The following is a 24,256-nucleotide window of genomic DNA, read 5'->3' as shown; positions in this document are numbered from 1 at the left end:
TCGGACAAACTCAAATAAATTTGGCTTATCGCTCACCTTTCGCTATATTTGCGGAATATAGGATGCGGTTCGGCAAAATCCAGACAAGTTTGGTTTTGCGCTCACCTTTCGCTATATTTGCCACGATATGCCGCACCTCCGCACCGGTCCGCAAATGCCTGCGTCCCAAGTTCGGATCGGCGTGGTAAAGTTACTTTATTTTTTCGAAACTCCGCCGATGAAAATCATACTTTTTTCCCGCGCACAGATTGCCCACACCCCCGAGGAGATCCGCCAGTTGTTCGATGCGATCGAACTGTTCGGATTCGATTACGCAGTCAACGAGGAATTTGCCCCCGTCGTACGGCAAACGGCCGGGATCGAACTTCCGCCGGAGAGAGTCTACGGCCGGCACATAGGCAAACAGCCTGCCGAAACCGTCATGGTTTGCTACGGAGGCGACGGAACGCTGCTCGAAGGAGTGCACCGGCTCTGCGGCGCCCCGGTTCCCGTCATGGGCATCAACGCCGGACACCTGGGATTCCTCACCAGCGCCCCGAGCGCCGGGCTGAACCTGATATTCGACGACATCGCCGCCGGGAGAATCACCACCGAACCCCGCTCATTGCTGCGCATCGAGGGCGATTTCGACGAGCGGCCCGATTCGACGCTTGCGCTCAACGAATTTACCGTGCAGCGCCACGGCGCGGGAATGATCTCGGTCGAAACCTATGTCGACGACCAGATGGTGGCCACTTACCACGGCGACGGGGTGATCGTCTCCACCCCCACGGGATCGACCGCCTACTCGCTCAGCGCCGGGGGCCCCGTCGTGGCCCCGACGTGCCGGTGTCTCGTCATCTCGCCCCTCGCCCCGCACAACCTCACGATGCGGCCGGTGGTGATCCCCGATTCGGGCGTCATCTCGCTGCGCGTCAACGCCCAGCGTTCGGACGCGTTCGTCACGCTGGACGACCGTACGCACCCGATTTCGCACGGCGCGGCCTTCACCGTCAGGCGGGCCGAACAGCAGATTTTTTTGGCCGTGCCGCACAATATATCATTTTACGACACGTTACGGAATAAGATGATGTGGGGAATAGACATCCGCAGTTAATCTTTAACCGTTTTTTCCTTAATTAATAGAATTTTCCCTATATTTGTGCCCTAATATGAGCGAGCAGAAACGCATACCGCAACACGTCGCCATCATTATGGACGGCAACGGCCGCTGGGCCGGGTTGCACGGCAAAGAGCGTTACGAGGGTCATGCCGCGGGTGTGGAACCCGTGCGGGCTTCGTTGCGCGCTGCTGCCCGTTGGGGTGTGAAATACCTGACGCTCTATGCGTTCTCGACCGAGAACTGGGGCCGTCCCTCCGGGGAGGTCGATGCGCTGATGGAACTTTTCTGCCGGAGCGTCGTGAACGAAACGCCCGAACTGATCCGCCAGGGCGTCGAGGTACGCATGATCGGCGACAGGAGCCGCTTTTCGGAGAAGGTGCAGCGTTACCTGGCCGAAGCCGAGGAACGGACCGCCGGGGGACGGACGCTGACGCTGGTCCTGGCGCTCAACTACTCGTCGCGCGACGAAATAACGCGCGCCGTGCAGCAGATCGCCCGCCGCGTGGAGGCCGGGGAGATCGCCCCCGCGGAGATTTCCGAGGATACGGTCAGCGCCGCGCTCGACACGGCGCCCTACCCGAATCCCGACCTGATCGTCCGCACCAGCGGCGAACAGCGGTTGAGCAATTTCCTGCTGTGGCAGGCGTCCTATGCCGAACTCTGGTTCCCCGAAGTGCTGTGGCCCGATTTCACGGAACGTGATTTCGACGCGGCCATGAAGGAATACGCCCGACGCGACCGTCGCTTCGGACTGGTTAAATAAATGAAATTTAGACTATATTTACAATAGATGAAGTATTCCGGTAAGATATTCATGGCAGCAGTTGCCCTTGTGCTTTGCTGCTCGAATATATCCGCCCAGGAGCAGAATCCGCAGGACACGACGGCGGCTCCGAAGCCTGCGATCTCCGAAAATGCCCCGATGTATAAAAACAACGGCGCGCCCAGGCTCTACCACATTCGCAACGTCAACGTCCACGGCGTGCAGTACCTCAATCCCGACATTCTCAAGTCGTCTGCCGGACTGATCGAGGGCGACTCGATCTACCTGCCGAGCAACTTCATCTCCAACGCCATCTCGCGGCTGTGGAGCCAGCGGTTTTTCTCGGACGTGAAGATCGGCGCCGAGATCGAGGGCGACAGCCTCGACCTGGAGGTGTTCCTCAAAGAGCGGCCCCGCGTCTACAACTGGGAGTTCGAGGGCATCTCGAAGGGCAAGAAGAAAGACCTCCTGGAGAAGCTCAAACTCAAGCGCGGCAGCGAACTTTCGGATTATGTCATCGACAAGAACCAGAAGCTCATCAAACAGTATTGGGCCGAAAAGGGATTCCGCAACACGGAGGTCGGCGTGCGCATCGACAACGACACGCTGCGCCCGGGTCAGGCCGTGACCGTCACGTTCCTCGTCGACCGCAAATCGAAGGTCAAAATCGGCAAGATCAACTTCACGGGCAACGAGCAGTTCCCGGACAAGCGCCTGCGCCGCACGTTCAAAAAGACGCACCAGAAATCGATCAACTTCTTCAAGGGCGCCAAGCTCAACGAAGGCGACTACGAAACCGACAAGGAGCTGCTGATCGACTTCTACAACTCGAAGGGTTACCGCAACGCGACGATCGTGAGCGACTCGATCTACCCGATCAACGAGAAACGCATCGGCATCGACATCGACGTCTCGGAGGGTAACAAATACTACATCCGCAACGTGTCGTGGGTCGGCAACTCGGTTTACGAAACCGACGACCTGCAGCGCATGTTCAGCGTCAAAAAAGGCGACACCTACGATAAGAAATCGATGCACAAGCGCCTGGGAATCGGCAAGGAGGAGAATCCCGAGGACATGTCGGTCAAATCGCTCTACCAGAACGAAGGTTACCTGATGTCGCAGATCGAACCGGCGGAGGTCATCATCGCCCCCGACTCGATCGACATCGAGGTCAAGGTGTTCGAGGGCAAGCAGTTCACCATCAACGAGGTCGGCATCACGGGCAACCAGCGCGTCGACGACGAGGTGATCCGACGCGAACTCTACACCCGTCCGGGCGAGCTGTACAACCGCTCGCTGCTGATGCAGACCATCCGTACGCTGGGCTCGATGGGCCATTTCAACCCCGAGGCCGTCATGCCCGACATCAAACCCGTCTCGAACGAGCTGGTGAACGTCAACTGGCCCCTCGAGGAGCAGGCTTCCGACCAGTTCAACATCGCCGGCGGCTGGGGCTCGGGAACCTTCGTAGGTTCGGTGGGTATCACGCTGAACAACCTCTCGATCAAAAACACGTTCAAAAAAGGCGCATGGCGCCCCTACCCGATGGGCCAGAACCAACGGCTGTCGCTCTCGGCACAGACCAACGGTACCTATTACAAGGCTTTCGCGTTCAGTTTCACCGACCCCTGGATGGGCGGCAAGAAACCCAACTCGTTCACCCTCTCGGCACACTTCTCCGAGCAGAACAACGCCTACTACGTATGGCAGTCGGCAACGCAGTATTTCCGCACCTACGGTCTGGCCGCCGGCCTGGGCAAGCGCCTGAACTGGCCCGACCCCTATTTCACATTCTACGCCGAAGCCAGCTACGAGCGTTACAACCTGAAAAACTGGACGGGATTCGTCGTGGAGAACGGCAACTCGAACCTGCTGTCGCTCAAACTGGTGCTGGCCCGCAACTCGGTCGACCAGCCGATCTACCCGCGCCGCGGTTCGGAGTTCAGCGCCTCGGTGCAGGCCACGCTCCCCTACTCGCTCTGGGACGGAAAGGATTACAGCGACCAGTCGATGTCCGACCAGGACCGCTACCGCTGGATCGAGTTCCACAAATGGCAGTTCAAGGCGCAGTGGTTCCAGGGATTCCTGCGCAACTCGAACCTCGTGCTGATGCTCAAGGCCGAGATGGGATACCTCGGAAGCTACAACAAGAACAAAGTGTCGCCTTTCCAGCGTTTCGAGGTCGGCGGCGACGGCATGTCGGGATACAACATATACGGTATCGACATCATCTCGATGCGCGGTTACGAGGACGGCGCGCTCGACCCGTCGAGCTATTATTCCCGCGGCTACAACAAGTACACCGCCGAGCTGCGCTACCCGATCATCCTGAAACCTTCGTCGCAGATCTATGTGCTCGGATTCCTCGAGGGCGGTAATGCATTCGACTCGTGGAAGAAATTCTCTCCCTTCCGGATCAAACGTTCGGCCGGCTTCGGCGTCCGTCTCTATCTGCCCGTGGTGGGTATGCTCGGCATCGACTGGGGTTACGGATTCGATCCCCCCGCGAACTCCACGACCAAGAGCGGCAGCCAGTTCCACTTTGTCCTCGGTCAGCAGTTCTAAAAAAGGCCCCGTGGCAATAAATTTGAAAGAAAAGAGTTATATTTACAGCAGAAACCCGGGAAACCGGACTGAATATTAACTTAAAATAACAGGATTATGAAACGGCTGATTTTAATTGCGGCATTCGTTCTGACGGCAGGAACCCTGGCGGCCCAGAACTACATAATCGTCAACAGCGAAAAAGTTTTCAAGTCGATCGACGCCTACAACAAGGCCATCTCCGATCTGGATGAGCTTGCCAAGCAGTACCAGACGCAGGTGGATACCAAATTCGCGGAGGTGGAGACGCTCTACAACAACTACCAGATCCAGAAGACGTCGCTCTCCGCCGCGTCGCGCCAGGTCCGCGAGAACGCCATCCTCCAGAAAGAAAAGGAGGCTCAGGAATATCAGGAGAGCCTGTTCGGACAGGAGGGCACGCTGATGAAAAAGCGGGTCGAGATGATTACCCCGATCCAGAAGCGGGTATTCGCAACCATCGAGACCTATGCCAAGCAGGTCGGGGCCGACCTGGTGCTCGACTCGGCGAACAACCCCACGCTGCTTTACAACAATCCCTCGGTCGAGCGGACGCAGCAGGTGATCGAGGCCCTGAAAAAGAAATGACATCAAAACATTAACTGATAAATTCGTATGAAAAAAGCAATCAAACTGACCCTCGCTTTTGCGTTGGTTATGGGTTCCACGACGCTCTTCGCCCAGAAGTTCGGACGTATCAACACCCAGGAGATCATCATGTCGATGCCTGAGACCAAGACGATGCAGGAGAACATGGAGACTTTCGCCAAGGAGTTGCAGGACAACATCGAGACGATGAACGTCGAGTTCAACACCAAGCTGCAGGAGTATCAGAAAGGGCTCAACACCTACAACGAAGCCGTCCGCGAGATGAAGGAGAAGGAGTTGCAGGACTTGCAGAACCGCAGCCGTGAGTTCCAGGAGCGCGCACAGCAGGACTATCAGAAAAAACAGAACGAGCTGCTCGCGCCGATTATCGACAAGGCTAAAGCCGCCATCGACAAGATTTCGGCAGCCAACGCCTATACGGTCGTATTCGACACCTCGACCGGTTCGCTGGCTTATTTCGATGAAGCTACGCTGACCGACATCGCTCCCCTGGTGAAGAAGGAGCTGGGCATCACCGATGCTCCCGCTGCTCCCGCCAAATAAAAAGCAGACGCAGCACCCCGCGGAACATGCTGCGGGTCAGATAAAACCCACAAGGAGCGCCGGTCAGACAACGACCGGCGCTCTTTTTTTCGTATCATGGTTCAAAAATGCGCTCGAGGTGATCAAAAGGACGAATAATCGAACCATATGAACCATATCGAATCTTTTTATTACTATATTTGTCGGAAATCAAGTGACGCCATGAACAGTAAAGCCACAGAAGCTCCGATCACGAGCTTCACCCTCAGCGAGTTGATCGCTATGTCCGGCGGCGAAAAACGCCCCGGCCTGCTGGGCGAATGCATCGCCGCCAACAGTTCCTCCCAGATGGAGGTCTTCCGGTTTCCGGGACGCCTCGATGCCTTTGTCATCGGCGTATGCACCGAAGGCGAGACGACTTTTACGTCCAACCTGAAGGAGTACCGGCTAAAAAAGGATTCGCTCTTCATCATCGGTCCCAAGCATATCCTGCAAATACAGTCCGACGACCGTTTCAAGGCGCATGTCATCGTCATCACGCCGGACTTCCTGCGGCGCATCAACATCGACACCAAGCACATGATGCCGCTTTTCCTGCAATTCGGCTCGCGCCCCTGCATGGAACTCACGCACAAGGAGTGCACCTCGCTGCGCAGCTTCATCTCGATGGTCGAGCAGGAGCTCGAGGGTCCCGAAACCGATTTCGCAGTGGAGATCGTCGGCGGGCTGATCGCCGCGACGATTTATAAGGTCGGCGACATCCTGACCCACTACATCGAGGAGCATCCCGAGTTGGAAAATCCGATGCACAACCGGGCCGAGGAGTATTTCAAGCAGTTCACCGAACTGCTCGGCGAGCATTATACCCGCGAACGCAGCGTAGGTTACTACGCCCGGCAGCTCTGCATCACGCCCAAATACCTCACCACACTCATCAAGCGCATCAGCGGCAAATCGGTGTCGGAATGGATCGACAGCTACGTCATCCTCGAAGCCAAGACGCTGCTCAAATACTCGAATATGAGCGTGCAGGAGATCGCCTACTACCTCAATTTCCCCAACCAGTCGTTCTTCGGCAGCTATTTCAAGCGCAACACCGGCATGTCGCCGTCACAGTACAAAGCCAAGCAGTAGCCGTCCGCCGGACCGTCGGACCATACCTCCACACACAAAGCTCCCGCCCCGGCGGGAGCTTTGTGCGTATCACGGCCGTCCGAACGGGAAAGAGATCCGGAAGGCCCGGTTTAGACCGGAGGGAAAATCTTTGACACGGAGAGTCAAAAACCGAACTGCGAAAATCCGTTTCTTTGTAAATCAACCGAAACTATAAAGCCCATGAAAAATTACCTGCCAAACTATCTTTCGATGCTGGTGTTAATGTTCGTCTGCATCGTAAGCTGTTCCAACGAAACCACCTCCGACCCCGGATTCGAGATCGGCGGCACTCCGGCCGAAACCGTCTACCAGATTCCTTCCGACCGCAAGGTCCGGCTGCCGGGAACCGGATTCCAGACCGGCGACGTCGTCCGGCTGACCGACACCGGCATTTCGCACAACACCTACCGCGTCGAAGCCGCCGTCGAGGAAGACGGCGCCGTCATCACGCTTCCGGGCAATTTCGTGGACGGCCAGTACGAGCTGTTCATCGTCCGCGGCACCCGGCAGTTCCGCTACGGACGGGCCGTATTCCGTGCAAATTCGGATCGGCCCGGGGAGCTCGACCGTCCGGACTACGACCGGCTGACGGCCGACAGACACCCCCGCCTGCTGATGGACGACGAAGCGTTCGGATCGCTGATGGAGCAGGTCCGCGCCGGAAACAATCAGGTATTGAACCGGCTGCACGCAACCAACCTGCGCAACGCCGACATCTACGGACTGGCCGCCGCACCCCTCGCCTACCAGCTCGACGCCGCGGAGAAACGCATTCTCCACATCTCCTCCGCCGCCCTGCTGCGCATCTTCTCCTGCGCCTACGCCTACCGCGCCACAGGCGACCGCAAATACCTCGATCATGCCGAGAACGACATCAACACCGTCTGCAACTTCCCCGACTGGAACGGACACCGCCACTACCTCGATGTCGGCGAAATGGCCGCGGGCGTAGCCTTGGGCTACGACTGGCTCTACGCCGACCTGAAACCCGAAACCCGCGCCAACGCCGAGAGGGCGCTGCGCGAATATGCGTTCGACACGGCGGAGCCTTACGGATCGAGTTTCTACAATAAGGTTTCCAACTGGAACCAGGTCTGCAACGCCGGACTGGTCTGCGGCGCGCTGGCAGTCTATGAGACGTGCCCCGAGACGGCCGAAGCCATCATCGAAAAATCGCTGGAATCGAACCGCACGGCCATCGAAGCCCTCTACGCGCCCCACGGAAACTATCCCGAAGGGTACGGCTACTGGGAGTACGGTACGGTATTCAATGTCCTGATGCTTACGGCGCTCGAAACCGCCGCCGGGTCCGACGCCGGCATCTCCGCCACAGCGGGTTTCGACCGCACGGCCGAATGGATGCTCTACATGGTCGGCACGACCCGTCAGGGATACAACTACGCGGACTACCCTCAGACCACGGTCGGCGCCGATATTCCGAGCTGGTATTTCGCCGACAAGTTCAAGAAGCCCTCGCTGCTCTATTATAATATGGAGTGTCTCAAAGGGACGACCACGGACTATTACATCTGGAACCACCGTCTGCTGCCGATGATCATGGTCTTCGCCAGCAGGGTCGACCTGAGCAGCGTGACCCCGCCGACCCAGAAAGTCTGGGCCGGAGAGGGCGCGACGCCCGTCGTGCTGGTCCACACCGACTGGACTTGGAGCGATACGGACAAATACCTGGGTGTCAAGGGCGGCAAGGCGAGAAGCAGCCATGCCCACATGGACTCGGGATCGTTCGTCTACGACGCTTACGGCGTGCGCTGGTCGATGGACCTCGGCCGTCAGGACTACGCGACGCTCGAAGTGGCCCTCAAAGCGCTGGGCGGAAACCTCTGGACCTACACCCAGGCGTCGCTGCGCTGGGAAGTATCGCGGCTGAACAACTTCTTCCACAGCACGCTCACGGTCAACGACTCGAAACACCGCGTGGAGGGCTTCGCAACGCTCGAACAGACCATCAACACGGCAACGGAACAGGGCGCCACGTTCGACCTCTCGCCCGTGCTCGAAGATCAGGTGGCCTCGGCGAAGCGCACCGTGAAGATCGTCGACGACAAGGACCTGAAAGTCATCGACGCCATCCATGCCCGCACCGACCGGAGCGCCAAAATCCGCTGGACCATGGCCACGCCGGCCGTACCGACCGTGGAAAACGACCGGATCGTGCTGACGAGCCGCGGCAAGACCATGTACCTGACCGCTGCGGAAGAGGGCGAAACGCAAATCGTCTACAAAACATTCAGCACCGATCCCGTCCACAGCTACGACGAACCCAATCCGGGCATTTACCTGGTCGGATTCGAAGCGACCGTCCCCGCAGACAAGTGGGCGACCTTCACCACGACACTCTCCCCCGGGAAATAATCCCCGGCAGCGGGGAAGCCGTTTCCGCCGTCCCGATCCGGACCGGAAACGGCTTCCCGCCGCACCGGGCGGCCGGAAGCCGCCGGAAACAGCGCCCTCGATTTTTTTCGGACCGATCCCCATAAAAAACGACCGTTTCGGAACATCGTGAACAAAAAAATCATAAATTTGTATACAGACATCCTCTTGATCTACTCCCGATGACCCGGAAAAGAGAGACTCCCTACCGTACAATCGAACGTTTCTGCAAGTGTATCCTTCTGTGGACGGTGTCGTTCTGCGCCCACGGAGCCTGGGCGGGCCCGCAGTTCATCCACCACCTCCCCAACCTGACGATCCACCGCTTCGCGCAGGACAAGGTGGGCTACATCTGGATCGCCACCGATAACGGGCTCTGCCGCTACAACGGACAATTCTATTATTACTACCAGAACGAACCGGAAGACCCGGCGTCGCTCCCCGGCAACCGGGTGTCCGACATTCTCATCGACGGCAGCGGCACGCTGTGGATCGTCACCTCCGGAGGAGTCTGCACCTACGATGCGCGGCTCGACAGCTTCCGGAAACTGCTCGGCAAGGAGGGGTTCAACAAAGCGGTTTTGAACGGGGAGCACGTCGTCTGCTCCGGCCCCGGCGGAATGGCCCTTTTCGACGGCGGAGGCCGTCTGCTCCTCGAAATGCGGGACACGCCCCGGCACGGCCCAGCCGTGCTGGAAGCCGATCCGAACGGATTTTTGTGGGGGGGGGTAAACGGAGGTAGGATTTTCAAATACGACCGCGGCCTGAACGTCTGCGACTCGCTGGCGCTGCCCGACTCCGCGGAATTCCTGAGCAGCTGCCGCGACGCCGAAGGCCGGATCTGGTTCGGGACCCCGAACGGAATCCGCATCGTCGATCCCCGCACCGGCGCACTCGTCGAAACGGACGAATCGCTGCATACATGCCTCGCCGCGGTCTCCCAGTCCGCGATACTCTCACTGACGGCCATCGACGAGACGATCTATATCGGGACGCAGGGAGACAACCTCCACCAGTTCGACACCCGGACCCATGCGCTGAAAAAGAACATCGTGACACGGGGAACGCCCGGGCTCAACTACACCAGCGATTTCTCCTGCTGTTTCTTCGATTCGGAAAACAATTTCTGGATCGGCACGCTCGACCGCGGCTACTCCGTGCGCTATACCAACGAAAAGGAGTTCACCCGGTCGATACGGCTGGGCAAACAGACCCTAAGCAAGTTCGTCAACGCCGTCACGATCTCGAAGGACGGCACACGCTGGATCGGAAGCCGTTTCAAGGGTCTCCTGGCCTACACCACGCAGCTCGACCTGAAATGGCACACGCTGGAAAACTGCGCCCTCATGCAGCGGCTCAACAGCAAGAACGTATCGGCGCTCTTCGCCGATTCGTCGGGACGCCTCTGGATCAACATCGACGACCGTATCGCCTGCTGCAACACCCGGCAGCAGACGATCACCGACTACGCACTGCTCCCGGAACGCTTTTCGGTCAACCGCTTCTGCGAGGACGCCCGCCACGACGTATGGGTGGCGACGACTTCGGGACTCCTGGCATACGACGGCATGCGTCTGCGGGGCACGTGCTTCGAGGAGTGCGACGTGCAGGACATCATCCGTCTCGACGATACGACGATGCTGGCGGCAGTATTCCGGCGGGGACTTTTCGCCATCGACAGCCGCAGGCTCGAACAGCGGCCCTTCCTCGAAGCCCCGGACAGCCTCACCGCCACCGCGCTCCGCCATGCGACCTGCCTGCTGAAAGGCCGGAAAGGCCGGCTGTGGATCGGAACCCGCTCGAAAGGCCTGCTGCGGTATCATCCGGCGGAGGGATTCAAAACCTACACCCTGAAAGACGGTTTCGCCAGCAACGAGATCGCCTCCCTCGCACAGGACCGGAAAGGCAACATGTGGGTGGCGACCTCCTACGGACTTACGCTCCTCCTCGACGGTTCGGACCGGGCCATCACCTACCTGCGCTCCGACAAGATGCAGACCCAGCAGTTCCATCCCCGGTGCGTCTGTCAGACATCCGGCATGCTCTACTTCGGGGGCAACCTGGGGCTCGTGCATTTCAAGCCCGAAAACGTCCTGCCCAAGATTTCGGAACGCCCCGTGCAGTTGGTGCTCCGGGAGCTCAAAGTCAACAGCATCGTACAGCACCCCTCCGACGAGGGAATCCTCACGCAGCAGCTCGACGACACCAAACGGATCGTCCTCAACCACAAACAGCGCAACCTCGACATCAGCTACGAGGCGCTGGCGTTCCTCTCCCCCGAGAAAATCCGCTACGCCTACCGGCTTCACGGCGGCAACATCGACGAGGAGTGGAACTACGTCGAAAACCGCACCAGCGCCAACTATTCGCACCTGCCTGCGGGCCGCTACGTCTTCGAACTGACGGCTCAGAATCCCGACGGATTCTGGAACACCGAGCCGCGGCGGCTGGAAATCGTCATCAAACCCTCGCCGCTGCTCACGTGGTACGCCTTTCTGCTCTACATCCTGGCGGCCGGCTCCGCCGCCTGGTTCGCCAACAGGCTGTTCCTGCGCCGACGGCTGCAAAAAATCGAGCTGGAGGCCACCCGCAAGGAACTGGAACGCGAGAAGGAGCTCACCAACATGAAGATCAATTTCTTCACCAACATCTCACACGAGCTGCGGACGCCCCTGACGCTGATCTACGGTCCGGTGAACATGCTGCCCGGCATACAGGACAAAAAACGCCTGCACGAACTGATAAACCTGATAAACGACAACATCCAGCGCCTACTCAAACTCGTCGATCAGACGCTCAGCCTGAGCCGCATCGAGAACGACACGCTGCCGCTTTCGGTCTGCCGGCAGGACATCCTCCCCGTGGTCGAACGCATGATGGCCGGCTTCGCCTGCTACGCCCGCGAGAAGCGGATCGACATCAGCCTGACGGCCACGCCGCCGGGCAGGATGACCGTCGCCGTCGATACGGACAAATTCAGCAAGATACTCTCGAACCTGGTCTCCAACGCCCTGAAATACACGCCCGAAGAGGGCCACATAGAGGTGTCGCTGACACTCGCCGACACGCTGCCTGAGAAACTCACCGCCGCCGCGTCGTCGCACTATCTGGTAGTGAGCGTCACCGACGACGGCGCAGGCATGAGCCAGGAGGATGTGGAACACATCTTCGAACGCTACAAGCGGCTGACGGCGAACGAACACGTCGCAGCCGGCTCCGGAATCGGGCTCCACTACGTGAAACAACTGCTGCTGATCCACAAGGGCAGCATCGTGGCCGAGGTCCGGCCCGAAGGCGGCATGCGCTTCACGTTCGCCATCCCGGTGGACGAAAGCCTCTACGACATCGCGGGCGAACCCACCGTCGAGGTCGAATTCATCGACGGCATGGCGACCGCCGTGGCCGACACGCCGGACAGCCTCCCCGACGCGGAGGAGGATGCGCTCGATACGGGTCCGCGGCCGAAAATGGTCATCATCGAGGACAACCCGCAGCTGCGGCGCTACTGCCGCCAGATATTCGCTCCCCAGTTCGACGTTTTCACGGCGGACAACGGCTCCGACGGATTCGACCTGATCCACACCGAGATGCCGGACGTAGTGGTCACCGACGTGCTGATGTCGAAGATGGACGGGTACGAACTGTGCCGTAGGATCAAGACGGACGTACTGCTGAGCCACATCCCGGTCGTGATACTCACCGCCAAGGTCACCGATCAGGACAAGATCACCGGCTACCAGGAGGGAGCCGACGTTTACATGACCAAACCGTTCAATCCCACGCTGCTGCAAACGGTGGTCGACAACCTGCTGACCTCGCGCAGCAAGCTGCGCGAAATGCTCCTCTCGGGCACCGTAAAGCCTTGCAGCGAGCCCGAAAGTGAGGAAGAGGCCGGAGAAATCCGGCTATCGGCCGCCGACCGCGCGTTCGTGGACAAACTCCGCCAATACGTCGACGCCCATATCTCGGACTGCTCGCTCAGTATCAGCGACATCAGCACCGAAATGTGCATGAGCCGCGCCAGCTTCTTCCGCAAGATCAAGTCGCTGACGGGCGTGACGCCCAACAATTTCATCCTGATCTACCGGCTGAACAAGGCCGCGGCGATGATCCGCAGCCGGGAGTACCGCCTCAACGAAATCGCCGACCTGGTGGGATTCAGTTCGCAGTCGCACTTCTCGCGCTGCTTCAAACAGCATTTCGGAATGGCGCCGAAGGACTATATATATCATGGGGGGGGGTGAACCGTCCCTCCGGAAGGCAGATTGAGATTCTGAGACATATTTTTAAGACCGCCGGACCGGAAGAATGACGGACGCAGGAATACTTTTGCAAAAACAAAACATTCCTGATATGACCCGAACACTTCGAATCATTCTGACCCTTTGCCTGGTCGCCTCCGCCGGGACCGGCGCCGCACAGAGCATCGTCCGCAAGTCTTTCACCCGCGCAGCGCAGCAAACCGCGCTGATGGATTCGCTGGCCCCCGCCGACCGCTTCCCCGCCTCGTGGGAGCACGACGGAACCACCCGTTACAACTCGGCCAAGGGCTGGATCAGCGGATTCTTCCCGGGGAACATCTGGTACCTGTATGAATATACGGGAGACGCCAAATGGCTCGAAGCGGCCCGCCGCCGCACGGCGCAGCTCGAACCGCTGCGGCACTACACCCAGACCCACGACGTGGGATTCATGGTGGGCTGTCCGTGCAGCCTGGCCTACCGCCTGACCCGTGACGACTATTACAAACAACTGATGATCGACGCTTCCGAAGCGCTGATCTCGCGGTTCAACCCCACCGTCGGACTGATCCGCTCGTGGAACAACAAGGACGGGAAAGCGAATCCCTTCCGCGTAATCATCGACAACATGATGAACCTCGAAATGCTCTTCCTCGCCTCGGAGTTCACCGGCGACAGACGCTACCGCGACATCGCCGTGACCCACGCCGACAACACGCTCAAAAACCATTTCCGGGCCGACAACAGTTGTTTCCACATCCTCTGTTACGACACTGAAACGGGCAAAGTCGTCACGCAGAAGGGCGGACAGGGCTATTCGCAGACTTCGGCCTGGTCGAGGGGCCAGAGCTGGGGCCTCTACGGATTCACGATGTGCTACCGCTTCACGCACGACCGCCGCTATCTCGACCGCGCCGTGAAGAGCGCCGAATATTTCATCAACCACCCCAACCTCCCCGAGGATATGGTGCCCTACTGGGACTATTACGCACCGGGGATTCCCGACGAACCGCGCGACGCTTCGGCGGCGGCCGTCACCGCCTCGGCGCTGCTCGAACTGGCCAAATACGTCCCCGAAAAGGAAAAACTCTATTACAAAACGGCCAAAAAGATCCTGCACTCGCTCGCTTCGGACCGCTACCTGATTCCCGCGGGGAAGAAGAACGGATTCCTGATCGACCACAGCGTCGGTTCGAAACCCAGCAAATCGCAGGTCGACGTGCCGATCATCTACGGCGACTACTATTTCCTCGAAGCGCTGCTCCGACTGAAAAACTACAAATCCCATAAATAGACCATGAAAAAAATCTTAGCGGCACTGCTCCTCATCTGCGCGGTGTGGGGTGCCGGCGCACAGGAACGCAAGTCGATGGACAACCAGACCGTCGACGGTTATCGCGGCATCTGGTTCACGATCGGCCAGGCCCGTTCGGGCTACGGCGACAAGTATTCGGGCGGACTGGGCACCTACACCATGAAGCACATCCCGATGGCGGTCTACTCGCCCGAAGCCGACAAAACCTTCTTCGTCTACGGCGGAACGCCCTCCGAAGAGCGTAAATACCTGCTCTGCATGGTCGGCTGCTACGACCACAAGACGGGCATGCTGCGCCGTCCCGTCGTGGTTTACGACAAGGGCGTGGCCGGCGTCGGCGACCCCCACGACGACCCCACGATCCAGCTCGACAAGGATGGCTACGTCTGGGTGTTCGTCGCCGGACGCGCCAACAAGCGCCCGGGCATCCGCTACCGCAGCACGAAACCCTACGACATTTCGGAATTCGAATACGTCAACGAGAGCATCATGGCCTACCCGCAGGTGCACTACCATCCCGAGAAGGGTTTCTTCCTCTTCTTCACGCGCTACGACGGCGTGCGGCGGCTCTTCTACCAGAGCAGCAGGGACGGCAACCGCTGGACCGACTACCGCCAGATCGCCTCGATCATCGACGAGGGCGAGACCAAGTCGGGACACTACCAGTTCACGAACCTCTGCGGCGACAAGCTGATGTGCTGCTTCAACCGCCACATCAACGGCGCCGTGGACACGCGCACCAACATCTACTACATCCAGTCGGAGGACTGGGGGCGGACGTGGACCACGATCGACGGCAAACCGATCGACCTGCCGATCACCCGTTCGAAGAACCCCGCCCTGGTGCACGACTACCAGTCCGAGCACCGCAACTGCTATATCAAGGACATCAACTACGGACCGGACGGACAGCCCGTGATCCTCTACCTGACGAGCGACAACCACCTGACGGGTCCCGAAGGCGGCGTGCGCAAGTGGCAGACCGTACACTGGGACGGCGCCAAGTGGGTTTACAGCGACATTACGACCTCGACGCACTGCTACGACAGCGGCAGCCTGTGGATCGACGACAAAGGCGTCTGGACCGTCATCGCACCGACCGACATCGGCCCGCAGTACTGGGGCACGGGCGGTGAGATGGTGATGTGGCGCAGCCGCGACAAGGGCCGGACGTGGAAACGCGTCCGCACGCTGACCCACGACAGCCCGCGCAACCACGGTTACGCCCGCCGCCCGCTCCACGCCGATCCGGATTTCTACGCCTTCTGGGCCGACGGCAATCCCGATGCGCTGAGCATCTCGTACCTCTATTTCTGCAACGCCAAAGGCGATGTTTTCCGGATGCCCTACACGATGAACGCCGAGTGGCAGAAACCGGAACCCGTGCCCGGCGGAAAACCCCGCGACTGACCCCCAAGCCAGCCCGTAACCGCATGAAAAAACACGTCTTGTTTACCGTCGTATTGCTTGCAGCCGCGCTCCTCGGGGGCGCCGGCTGCAACGGCAATACGTCCGAAACCGAAACTCCGCTTCCCGTTCTGGAAAACGCCGGACAGGTGACGCTCGCGGGCGGCCGCAACCGGATCGTCTGCCGCTGGACCGGCATGCCGCAGGAGGTCGCGTCGATCCGGCTCCGGCTCGGCGACGACGGGACCCCGCACGATATTCCGGCCGGCGACGGCAACGGCGAAAAGGAGCTGACCGGTATCGAAGAGGGCTCTTGGCCGGCCGAGGTCCGCTACGTCACCGATGACGGAGGGATTTTCGCTGGTCCTGCGCCGACGGTGACCGTATACGGCGACCGCTACGAAGCGTCGCTGAAAAACCGCACCGTCACGGGGGCTTATTTCGCCGGCGCCTCGGCGACCGTGACGCTCGGCAACTCCTGTCCCGAAGGATTGGTCGGACAAGAGTTCACCTACGTCTCGGCGGTCGGGGAGCCCCGAACCCGCTACTGCGAAGCGCGGCACGACGGTTCGAAGCAAACCGTCGCGTTCGACGATGCGGGCGGCGACATCTCGTACCGCTGCGTCTACCGCCCTTCGGAAATCACCGGAGACCTCTTTTACAGCCCGGCGGCAACGATCTCCAACTACGCCCGGGTGGACTCCCCGGAACAGACCCCCGTGGTGGTGGGTTACCGCGGCATCTGGTTCTCGATCGGCCAGGCCGCTTCGGAATACGGGCCCAAATACTCCGGCGGACTGGGCACCTACACGATGAAACATATCCCGATGGCCGTCTACGCCCCGGCCGTCGGACGGACCTATTTCGTCTACGGCGGCGCCCCGGACACGGGCCGGAAATACCTGCAATGCATGATCGGCTGCTACGACCACAAGACCGGACTGCTGCAAAAGCCCCGCGTCGTGCACGACAAAGGTATCGACGGGGTTTCCGATCCCCACGACGACCCGACCGTCCAGATCGACCGGAACGGCTATGTCTGGGTTTTCGTCGCCGGGCGCGCCAACAAACGCCCGGGCATCCGCTACCGGAGCGTCAATCCCTACGACATCTCGGCTTTCGAACGCATCAACGAAAGCATCATGGCCTATCCGCAGGTGCACTACCATCCCGAGCGGGGCTTCTTTCTCTTTTTCACCCGCTACGACGGCGTGCGCCAGCTCTTCTGGCAGACCAGCGAAGACGGCGTGAACTGGACGCCCTACCGGAAGCTGGCTTCCATCAAGGAGGGCTCCGAAAGCAAATCGGGACACTACCAGATCAGCAACATCTGCGGCACGAAGGTCTGCACGGCCTTCAACCGCCACATCAACGGTAACGTCGATACGCGCACGAACATCTACTACGTCCAGTCCGAAGACTGGGGCGCAACGTGGACCACGGCCGACGGCACGACGGTCACGGTTCCCGTGACGGAGCGCTATTCGAACGCCCTGGTGCGCGATTTCCAGAGCCAGGGACGCAACTGCTACATCAAGGACCTGAATTTCGACGCCGCAGGACGCCCCGTGATCCTCTGCGTCACCAGCGACAACCACCTGACGGGCCCCGACGGCGGCGTGCGCCAATGGCACACGTTCCACTGGACGGGCCGGGAGTGGCGGGAGAGCCTGATCGCCACCTCGACGCACTGCTACGACAGCGGCAGTCTTTGGATCGAAGACGGCGCCTGGACCGTCATCGCCCCGACCGACGCAGGGCCCCAGTACTGGGGCGCAGGCGGCGAGATCGTCGTCTGGCGCAGTTTCGACGAGGGCGGGAGCTGGGTCCGCGCACAGACGCTTACCTCGAACAGCATCTACAACCACACCTACGTGCGGCGACCCCTCGGCGCCGCAGAGGGATTCTACGCGTTCTGGGCCGACGGCAGCCCCGACGCCCGGACCGCCTCGCACCTCTATTTCTGCACCGCTGCGGGCGATGTCTTCCGCATGCCCTACGACATGACCGACGAATGGGCGGCGCCCGAACCCGTAAACCGATAACCGCAATCAAACATCCGAACTATGTATAAAACACGATTCTACCTCTTTCTGTTGGCCGCCGCGCTTTCGGGCGTCCCGGCCGAAGCCGCCAACAAACGCGACATCGAGATCGCCAACCGGGCGGCGCAATGGCAAATCGACAACTTCGGCAAACACCTCTCCCGCCCCGGCACGCGCAGCGACCAGCACTGGGCCAACGGCGCACTCTACCGCGGAATGCTCACCTGGGCCGAAGTCTCGGGATACAAGCCCTGCGAGGAGTTCATCCTCGAAATCGGACGCCGCAACGGCTGGCGCATGGGACGGCGGCAGTACCACGCCGACGACATCTGTGTCGGACAGGCCAGTCTGATGCTGTACGAACGCTACAAGGACCCGGCGATTCTGCGCCCCGTAAAACAGCGGGCCGATTCGGTGATCGCCTTCCCGGCGCAGACCAAAATGCACATCAAGGCCAAAAACGGCTCGAACCGTTGGAGCTGGTGCGACGCCCTGTTCATGGCGCCCCCGGTCTACGCCCTGCTGGCGAACGTCACGGGCGACAACGGCTACCGGGAATTCATGAACCGCGAATTCTACGCCTCGTCGCGCAGTCTTTTCGATGCCGCCGAAGGGCTTTACTACCGCGACGCGCGCTATTTCGGCAAACGCGAGAAGAACGGCAAAAAGGTCTTCTGGGGCCGCGGCAACGGCTGGTGCTACGCCGCGCTGGCCATCCTGCTCGAAACCCTTCCCGAGAGCGACCCGATGTACGACTTCTACCGGCGGACGTTCCTCCGCATGTCGGAAGCCGTCGTCGCCTGTCAGGACGCCCGCGGATCGTGGCATCCGAGCATGCTCGACCACGAAACCTACCCGATGCCCGAAAACAGCGCCTCGGGATTCTTCACCTACGGACTTGCCTGGGGCGTGAACCGCGGACTGCTGACCGCACCGGTCTACAAACGCGCCGCGCGCCGCGGCTGGAAGGCCCTCTGTTCGTATGTCGACCCGGACGGACGCCTCGGATACGTGCAGCCCATCGGCGGATCGCCCCAGCGGACGAACCGCGAAATGACCGAGGTGTACGGCGTCGGAGCCTTCCTGATGGCCGCCTCGGAGATCGTGCGGATGTAACCGCAGGCCGCCGCCGCACAATGCGACGCTCGGACAAAAAACGAATACACTCGTGAAAAACGATTCGCGGCCATCGGAATAACTTTGACCTGACAACCCAAAACACAACCATCACATGAAAACCCTGAAAATCGCATGCACGGCCCTGATTCTGCTGGCAGGGATCTTCGCTGCGGCCTGCTCCTCGGACCCGGAGACCGAAGCTGCCGACCGGGTGGAGATCGACGGGCTGGAAGAAGGACTTCATTTCCCGTACAACCCCGAAGAGGGCGTCAGTTTCTCGATCTCGACGAACAAAACCTGGTCGATTTCCAAAAGCGGACTCGACTGGCTGACCGTTTCGCAGATGAACGGAGGATCGAAACTCCCGGCTACGATCACCCTCTCGGCGGCTCCCAACGACGACCTGGAACGCAGCGGCGAACTGACCGTCTACGCCGGCGCCCATGTGCAGCGGGTGACCGTCACGCAGGATGCTTTCCCCATCGTGCCGACGCTCACGCTGGACGGCCTGACCGACAACACGCTCGAATTCGAGTTCTCGGACCTCGACCCGGTCACATTCTCGGTCTACGCCAACGTCGCCTGGACGGCTCTCCCCGAAGAGCTGGGCTGGGCCGAGGTATCGCCGCTCTCGGGCGAACGCAAAAAGAGGACGACGATCACCGTAACCCCTTCAGCCAACGGCGGCGACGCCCGCCAGGGCACGATCACGTTCCGGGCCGAAGAGATGGAGCCCGTGGTGGTGACCGTCCGTCAGACCGCTTACCGTGACGATCCGCTGCTCACGGTAACGGGCTTCGGCGAGGGCAACACGATCGAGTTCCCCGAGGTGCCGGAAGCCCCCGCCGCCCTGCAGATTCTCTGCAACCGCAACTGGACCGTCGTCAAGGAGGGCCTCGACTGGCTCACCGTCACGCCCGAATCGGGTACGCCTTCGGCGGCCCCGGCCGACGTCACGCTGACGGCTTCGCAGAATACCGGCAAGGCCCGCACCGGCACCCTGACCATCCATCCCGACGATCCGGCGCTGGAAGATGTCGTAATCACCGTTTCGCAGAAGGCCAAGAGCCTCGAACCGATCGCCTGGTGGACCCTCACCGACGAGGCCCTGAAAAAGTACAGCGGCGACAACTGGCTCACCGGCGGCAGAATGTTTGCCGACAAACCCGCCGGAACGACCGCCTACGGCCAATGGAACAAAGTCAACGACGCACCCGTCTATACTCCTGAATACATTATCAGCGGCGACGGCAACGGACACTACGCCGTCAAACCGATCTGGACGGACGATAACCTGGAATTCACCATTCCCGTGAAGAATTTCGCAGCCGGACAGGCCGTCAACATCCGTTACGGCATGAGAGCCGTTGCCAAGGCACCCAAGTACTGGACGGTAGAGTATTTCGACCAGGGTACGTGGAAAGCTACAAGCACGAAAGAGTTCATTTACTCTAAAAACCAATTGCACCTCACGGCGACCTATGAATTGACAAAGGCCAATGCAGTGACGAACGTCAACGAAACCGCCCGCTTTACGGAGGCCGTAGACGATGGCGTCATCCGGTTCCGCATCCGCTGCGCCAACGGTACCTGCCAGGTAGACGGCAAGGCCGTGCTGACCGAACCCTCAGCCGGATCTACATTCCGTATCTGTCAGTGGAGCACGAAGGACCTCGACGCCATTGCATTCTATCTGGTAGACTGAAACAGCTGTGCGAGGACTGCCGGCCGCGTCACCCGCTGACGGCCGGCAGTCCGCCGCAGCCATTTCCCCAACCTATATAATCAACCTAATCCCAATATGGAAAACTTCTATCTCAAACCGCTCACACCATCGCTGCACGGGCTTCGCCGTCTGGCCGCCATGGTGTTGCTGCTGCTGTCCGCCGTCACGGCAGGACCGGCCGCCGCCGGAGAGCAGGATTCCGGCAAGCAGCAACCGACGATCCAGGCCAAAGGCCGCGTCGTCGATACCAACGGCATTGCGATCGCCGGCGCGGCGGTCACGGTCAAGGGAGGATCTGCCGGCGGTACGATCTCCGACGCGCAGGGCGCATTCACGCTCCGCGTCCGCAAAGGCGACGTGCTTCACGTCTCGTTCCTGGGCTTCCAAGCGCGGGAGATCGCCGTCACCGACGCCTCGCCGCTGACGATACGGCTGGCCGAAGAGACGCATCAGGTCGAAGACGTGGTGGTGGTCGGATACGGCGTTCAGAAGAAAGAGAGCGTCCTGGGCGCCATCTCGCAGGTGAACAACGAACAGCTCGTCAATTCGGGCACCACGAACATCACCAACGCCATCGCCGGCAAACTTTCGGGCGTGACGACCATTCAGACGGGCGGACAGCCCGGCAACAACGACGCCAACATCTTCATCCGCGGCGTATCGAGCTGGAACGGGTCCACGCCGCTGGTGCTCGTTGACGGCGTGGAGCGCAGTTTCGCGGACATCGACCCCAACGAGGTCGCCTCGCTGTCGGTGCTCAAAGACGCTTCGGCGACGGCCGTGTTCGGCGCCAAAGGCGCCAACGGCGTCATCATCGTAACCACCCGCACGGGCTCCACGGGCAAGCCCAAGATGAACATCTCGCTCTCCTACGGTCTGGACTTCCCGACGATGATCCCCGACCACATCGGCTCGGCGCAGACGGCCGAACTGCTCAACGTGGCGCTGAAAAACGCCCAGAGCTACGGCTCGATGATTCCCCGTTCGGAGATCGAGGAGTACGCCCGCCCTTCGTCGCGCATCAATTCGATCCGCTATCCGGACAACGACTGGTTCGACATCGCCATGCGCAAGTGCGCCCAGACCATCAACGCCAACTACAACGTCTCGGGCGGTTCGCAGCGCGTCAAATACTTCCTCTCGCTGGGATATACCCACGAGGGGTCGATCTTCAAGGATTTTTCGGAGTGGAGCAACGCCAATTTCCGCTACGACCGCATCAACTACCGTTCGAATCTCGATTTCGACGTGACGCGCAGCACGAAACTGTCGGTCAAGGTGGGCGGCGTGCTGGGAATCAAGGACACGCCGACGGACAAGACCGTGTCGGGCATGTTCAACATGATGTATTCGGCCTCGCCGATGATGTATCCGGCCTACTACCCCGCCTGGGTGCTGGAGGAGATTCCCGACACGGACTATCCCGACGCCTCGGGAGGCCGTCTGTCGAGTCCGCGCACGGCCTACTTCGGGAACATCCGTACGTCGCTCTCGACGGGCGAGTTCGAACAGACCACGGACAACAAGCTCTATACCGACATCAACTTCGAGCAGAAGCTCGACTTCATCACCAAGGGGCTCTCGGTGAAAGCCAACGTCTCGCTGAGCACCTACTACTCCCGCATCTCTCAGACGGCGACCAACTCCAACCCCACGTTCTACATCGACTGGAACCGGTACGACGCCGGCGACGGCAACCCCTGGATCTACTCCGCAGCCAGCGAACACGTCTATGAGAACACCCCCTACGCCGTGACACGCGGAGCGATGCAAAACAACTACTACGTCACCTTCTACTGGGAGGGAGCCCTGAACTACAACCGCACGTTCGGCGACCACTCCGTGACGGCGCTGGCGCTCTTCAACCAGCGGGAAAACATCAAGGGCACGGCCTTTCCCTACCATTCGCAGGGCGTCGTAGGGCGTGTGACCTACGATTACAAACACAAATACCTCTTCGAATGCAACCTCGGTTACACCGGGTCGGAACAGTTCTCGCCCGAGAACCGCTACGGCTTCTTCCCCTCGGTGGCCATAGGCTGGGTGCCCTCGCAGGAGCGTTTCTGGAAAGAGGCGATGCCCTGGTGGTCGAAACTGAAGATCCGCTATTCGGACGGACTGGTCGGCAGCGACTCCGGTTCGCGGTGGCTCTATTTCAGCGACTACGTGAAGGGCGGCGACAGCTACATCTACGAAGGCGCCGCGGCCAACGCGGTGGCCCAGTGGGAAGAGGCCCGCAAACGCGACCTGGGCATCGAGATGGGCTGGCTGAACAACCGGCTGACGCTCAACCTCGACCTTTTCGACGAAAAGCGCACCAACATGCTCGTCAAGCCCAACGTCACGATGCTCGTCGGCACCTCGTACAAGGAGGTCAACCGGGGCAGCATGAAGAAGCACGGCATCGACATCGAGCTGGGCTGGGCCGACAAGACCCCTACGGGCTTCGGATACAACCTGACGGCAATGGTCTCGCTCAACGAGAACCGCATCACCAACTACGAGGACGCGCCCTACGCCCCGGAGTACCAGAAGACCGCCGGAAAACCCTATAAGGGACAGACCGACGGCGTGAGCATCGTCGATTCGGGCTATTTCGAATCCATCGACGACATCCACAACTACCCGGCCTACACGACCGACTGGAATTTCGTCAACGTGGGTGCCTACAAATACCTCGACTATTCGGCCGACGGCCGGCTCTCCGTCGAGGACCTGCACGCCATCGCCGGCAGCCAGTATCCGCCGGTGGTCTGCTCGTTCCGGGCCGGATTCGACTACAAGGGGTTCGAATTCAGCATGCTGTGGTACGCCAACCTCGGCAAATGGGTCGAATACAACAAGAGCTGGGAGATCGAGTTCAACAAGGGCGACTACCGCATCACCCATTCGCAGCTCGACTACTGGCGGCCCGACAACCGGGACGCCAACCATGCCACGCTGGTCTACGGAGGAACGTCGGGACACCCGATGTACATGTGGGCCGGCGGCAGCGGCGACGCCGGAGCCAAAATGATGCTCGAAGGCCGCACGTGGCGCAAGGCCGACTACCTCTCGCTGCGGGAGGTTTACCTCGCCTACACATTCAACGCCAAACGGCTCCGCCAGAAGGTCGGATTCCGCAGCCTGAGCCTCTACCTCACGGCGAACAACCTGCTGACGTTCACCCCGCTGATCGAGGGAGACCCCGCGAGCACCACCTTCACCACGGGATTCTATCCGCAGATGACCAGCCTCAAACTGGGTGTTAAAATCGGATTCTAAAACCGCAACGA

General features: G+C 60.2%; 14 protein-coding genes. All 14 read left to right on the top strand.

Going from position 1 to position 24,256, the window contains the following annotated elements; all coding sequences use genetic code 11:
• Nucleotides 1-217: 217 nt before the first annotated feature.
• The 14 genes from BLU78_RS09410 (at nt 218) to BLU78_RS09340 (ending at nt 24,245) form a co-directional block, all read left to right on the top strand.
• Nucleotides 218-1,096, top strand: a complete 879-nt coding sequence (locus BLU78_RS09410; protein ID WP_010266800.1) for an NAD(+)/NADH kinase — start codon at nt 218-220, stop codon at nt 1,094-1,096.
• Nucleotides 1,097-1,151: 55 nt separating this feature from the next.
• Entirely contained in the window at nt 1,152-1,865 is a 714-nt protein-coding gene (uppS, locus tag BLU78_RS09405) for a polyprenyl diphosphate synthase (protein WP_010266802.1), read from the top strand.
• Between the two features lie 27 nt (nt 1,866-1,892).
• Nucleotides 1,893-4,433 carry an outer membrane protein assembly factor BamA gene (bamA, locus tag BLU78_RS09400; protein WP_026020878.1) on the top strand — a complete coding sequence of 847 codons (2,541 nt, stop codon included), beginning with the start codon at nt 1,893-1,895 and terminating at the stop codon, nt 4,431-4,433.
• A gap of 96 nt (nt 4,434-4,529) precedes the next feature.
• On the top strand, nt 4,530-5,039 hold the full coding sequence (locus BLU78_RS09395) for an OmpH/Skp family outer membrane protein (RefSeq protein ID WP_010266807.1): 510 nt from the start codon (nt 4,530-4,532) through the stop codon (nt 5,037-5,039).
• A 27-nt stretch (nt 5,040-5,066) separates the two neighbouring features.
• Nucleotides 5,067-5,603, top strand: coding sequence for an OmpH/Skp family outer membrane protein (locus BLU78_RS09390; protein ID WP_010266810.1), 537 nt, complete (start codon nt 5,067-5,069; stop codon nt 5,601-5,603).
• A 201-nt stretch (nt 5,604-5,804) separates the two neighbouring features.
• Nucleotides 5,805-6,716 carry an AraC family transcriptional regulator gene (locus BLU78_RS09385; protein ID WP_010266813.1) on the top strand — a complete coding sequence of 304 codons (912 nt, stop codon included), beginning with the start codon at nt 5,805-5,807 and terminating at the stop codon, nt 6,714-6,716.
• Between the two features lie 201 nt (nt 6,717-6,917).
• Nucleotides 6,918-9,110: a heparinase II/III domain-containing protein gene (locus BLU78_RS09380; RefSeq protein ID WP_010266816.1), complete on the top strand. Its 2,193-nt coding sequence runs from the start codon at nt 6,918-6,920 to the stop codon at nt 9,108-9,110.
• Between the two features lie 200 nt (nt 9,111-9,310).
• Entirely contained in the window at nt 9,311-13,372 is a 4,062-nt protein-coding gene (locus BLU78_RS09375) for a hybrid sensor histidine kinase/response regulator transcription factor (protein ID WP_010266819.1), read from the top strand.
• Nucleotides 13,373-13,481: 109 nt separating this feature from the next.
• Nucleotides 13,482-14,663, top strand: coding sequence for a glycoside hydrolase family 88 protein (locus BLU78_RS09370; RefSeq protein WP_010266822.1), 1,182 nt, complete (start codon nt 13,482-13,484; stop codon nt 14,661-14,663).
• A gap of 3 nt (nt 14,664-14,666) precedes the next feature.
• Nucleotides 14,667-16,094, top strand: coding sequence for a BNR-4 repeat-containing protein (locus BLU78_RS09365; protein WP_010266825.1), 1,428 nt, complete (start codon nt 14,667-14,669; stop codon nt 16,092-16,094).
• Between the two features lie 23 nt (nt 16,095-16,117).
• Entirely contained in the window at nt 16,118-18,136 is a 2,019-nt protein-coding gene (locus tag BLU78_RS14020) for a BNR-4 repeat-containing protein (RefSeq protein ID WP_143029386.1), read from the top strand.
• Nucleotides 18,137-18,157: 21 nt separating this feature from the next.
• Entirely contained in the window at nt 18,158-19,252 is a 1,095-nt protein-coding gene (locus tag BLU78_RS09350; protein ID WP_020693293.1) for a glycoside hydrolase family 88/105 protein, read from the top strand.
• A 115-nt stretch (nt 19,253-19,367) separates the two neighbouring features.
• Nucleotides 19,368-20,960, top strand: coding sequence for a BACON domain-containing protein (locus tag BLU78_RS09345; protein WP_010266832.1), 1,593 nt, complete (start codon nt 19,368-19,370; stop codon nt 20,958-20,960).
• 96 nt (nt 20,961-21,056) lie between these two features.
• On the top strand, nt 21,057-24,245 hold the full coding sequence (locus tag BLU78_RS09340) for a SusC/RagA family TonB-linked outer membrane protein (RefSeq protein ID WP_010266834.1): 3,189 nt from the start codon (nt 21,057-21,059) through the stop codon (nt 24,243-24,245).
• Nucleotides 24,246-24,256: the final 11 nt, after the last annotated feature.

Source organism: Alistipes timonensis JC136 (assembly GCF_900107675.1).
In the GTDB taxonomy this organism is placed as follows: domain Bacteria; phylum Bacteroidota; class Bacteroidia; order Bacteroidales; family Rikenellaceae; genus Alistipes; species Alistipes timonensis.
Note: the sequence above shows the minus strand (reverse complement) of the source record. Positions and strands in the feature narration are given on the sequence as shown.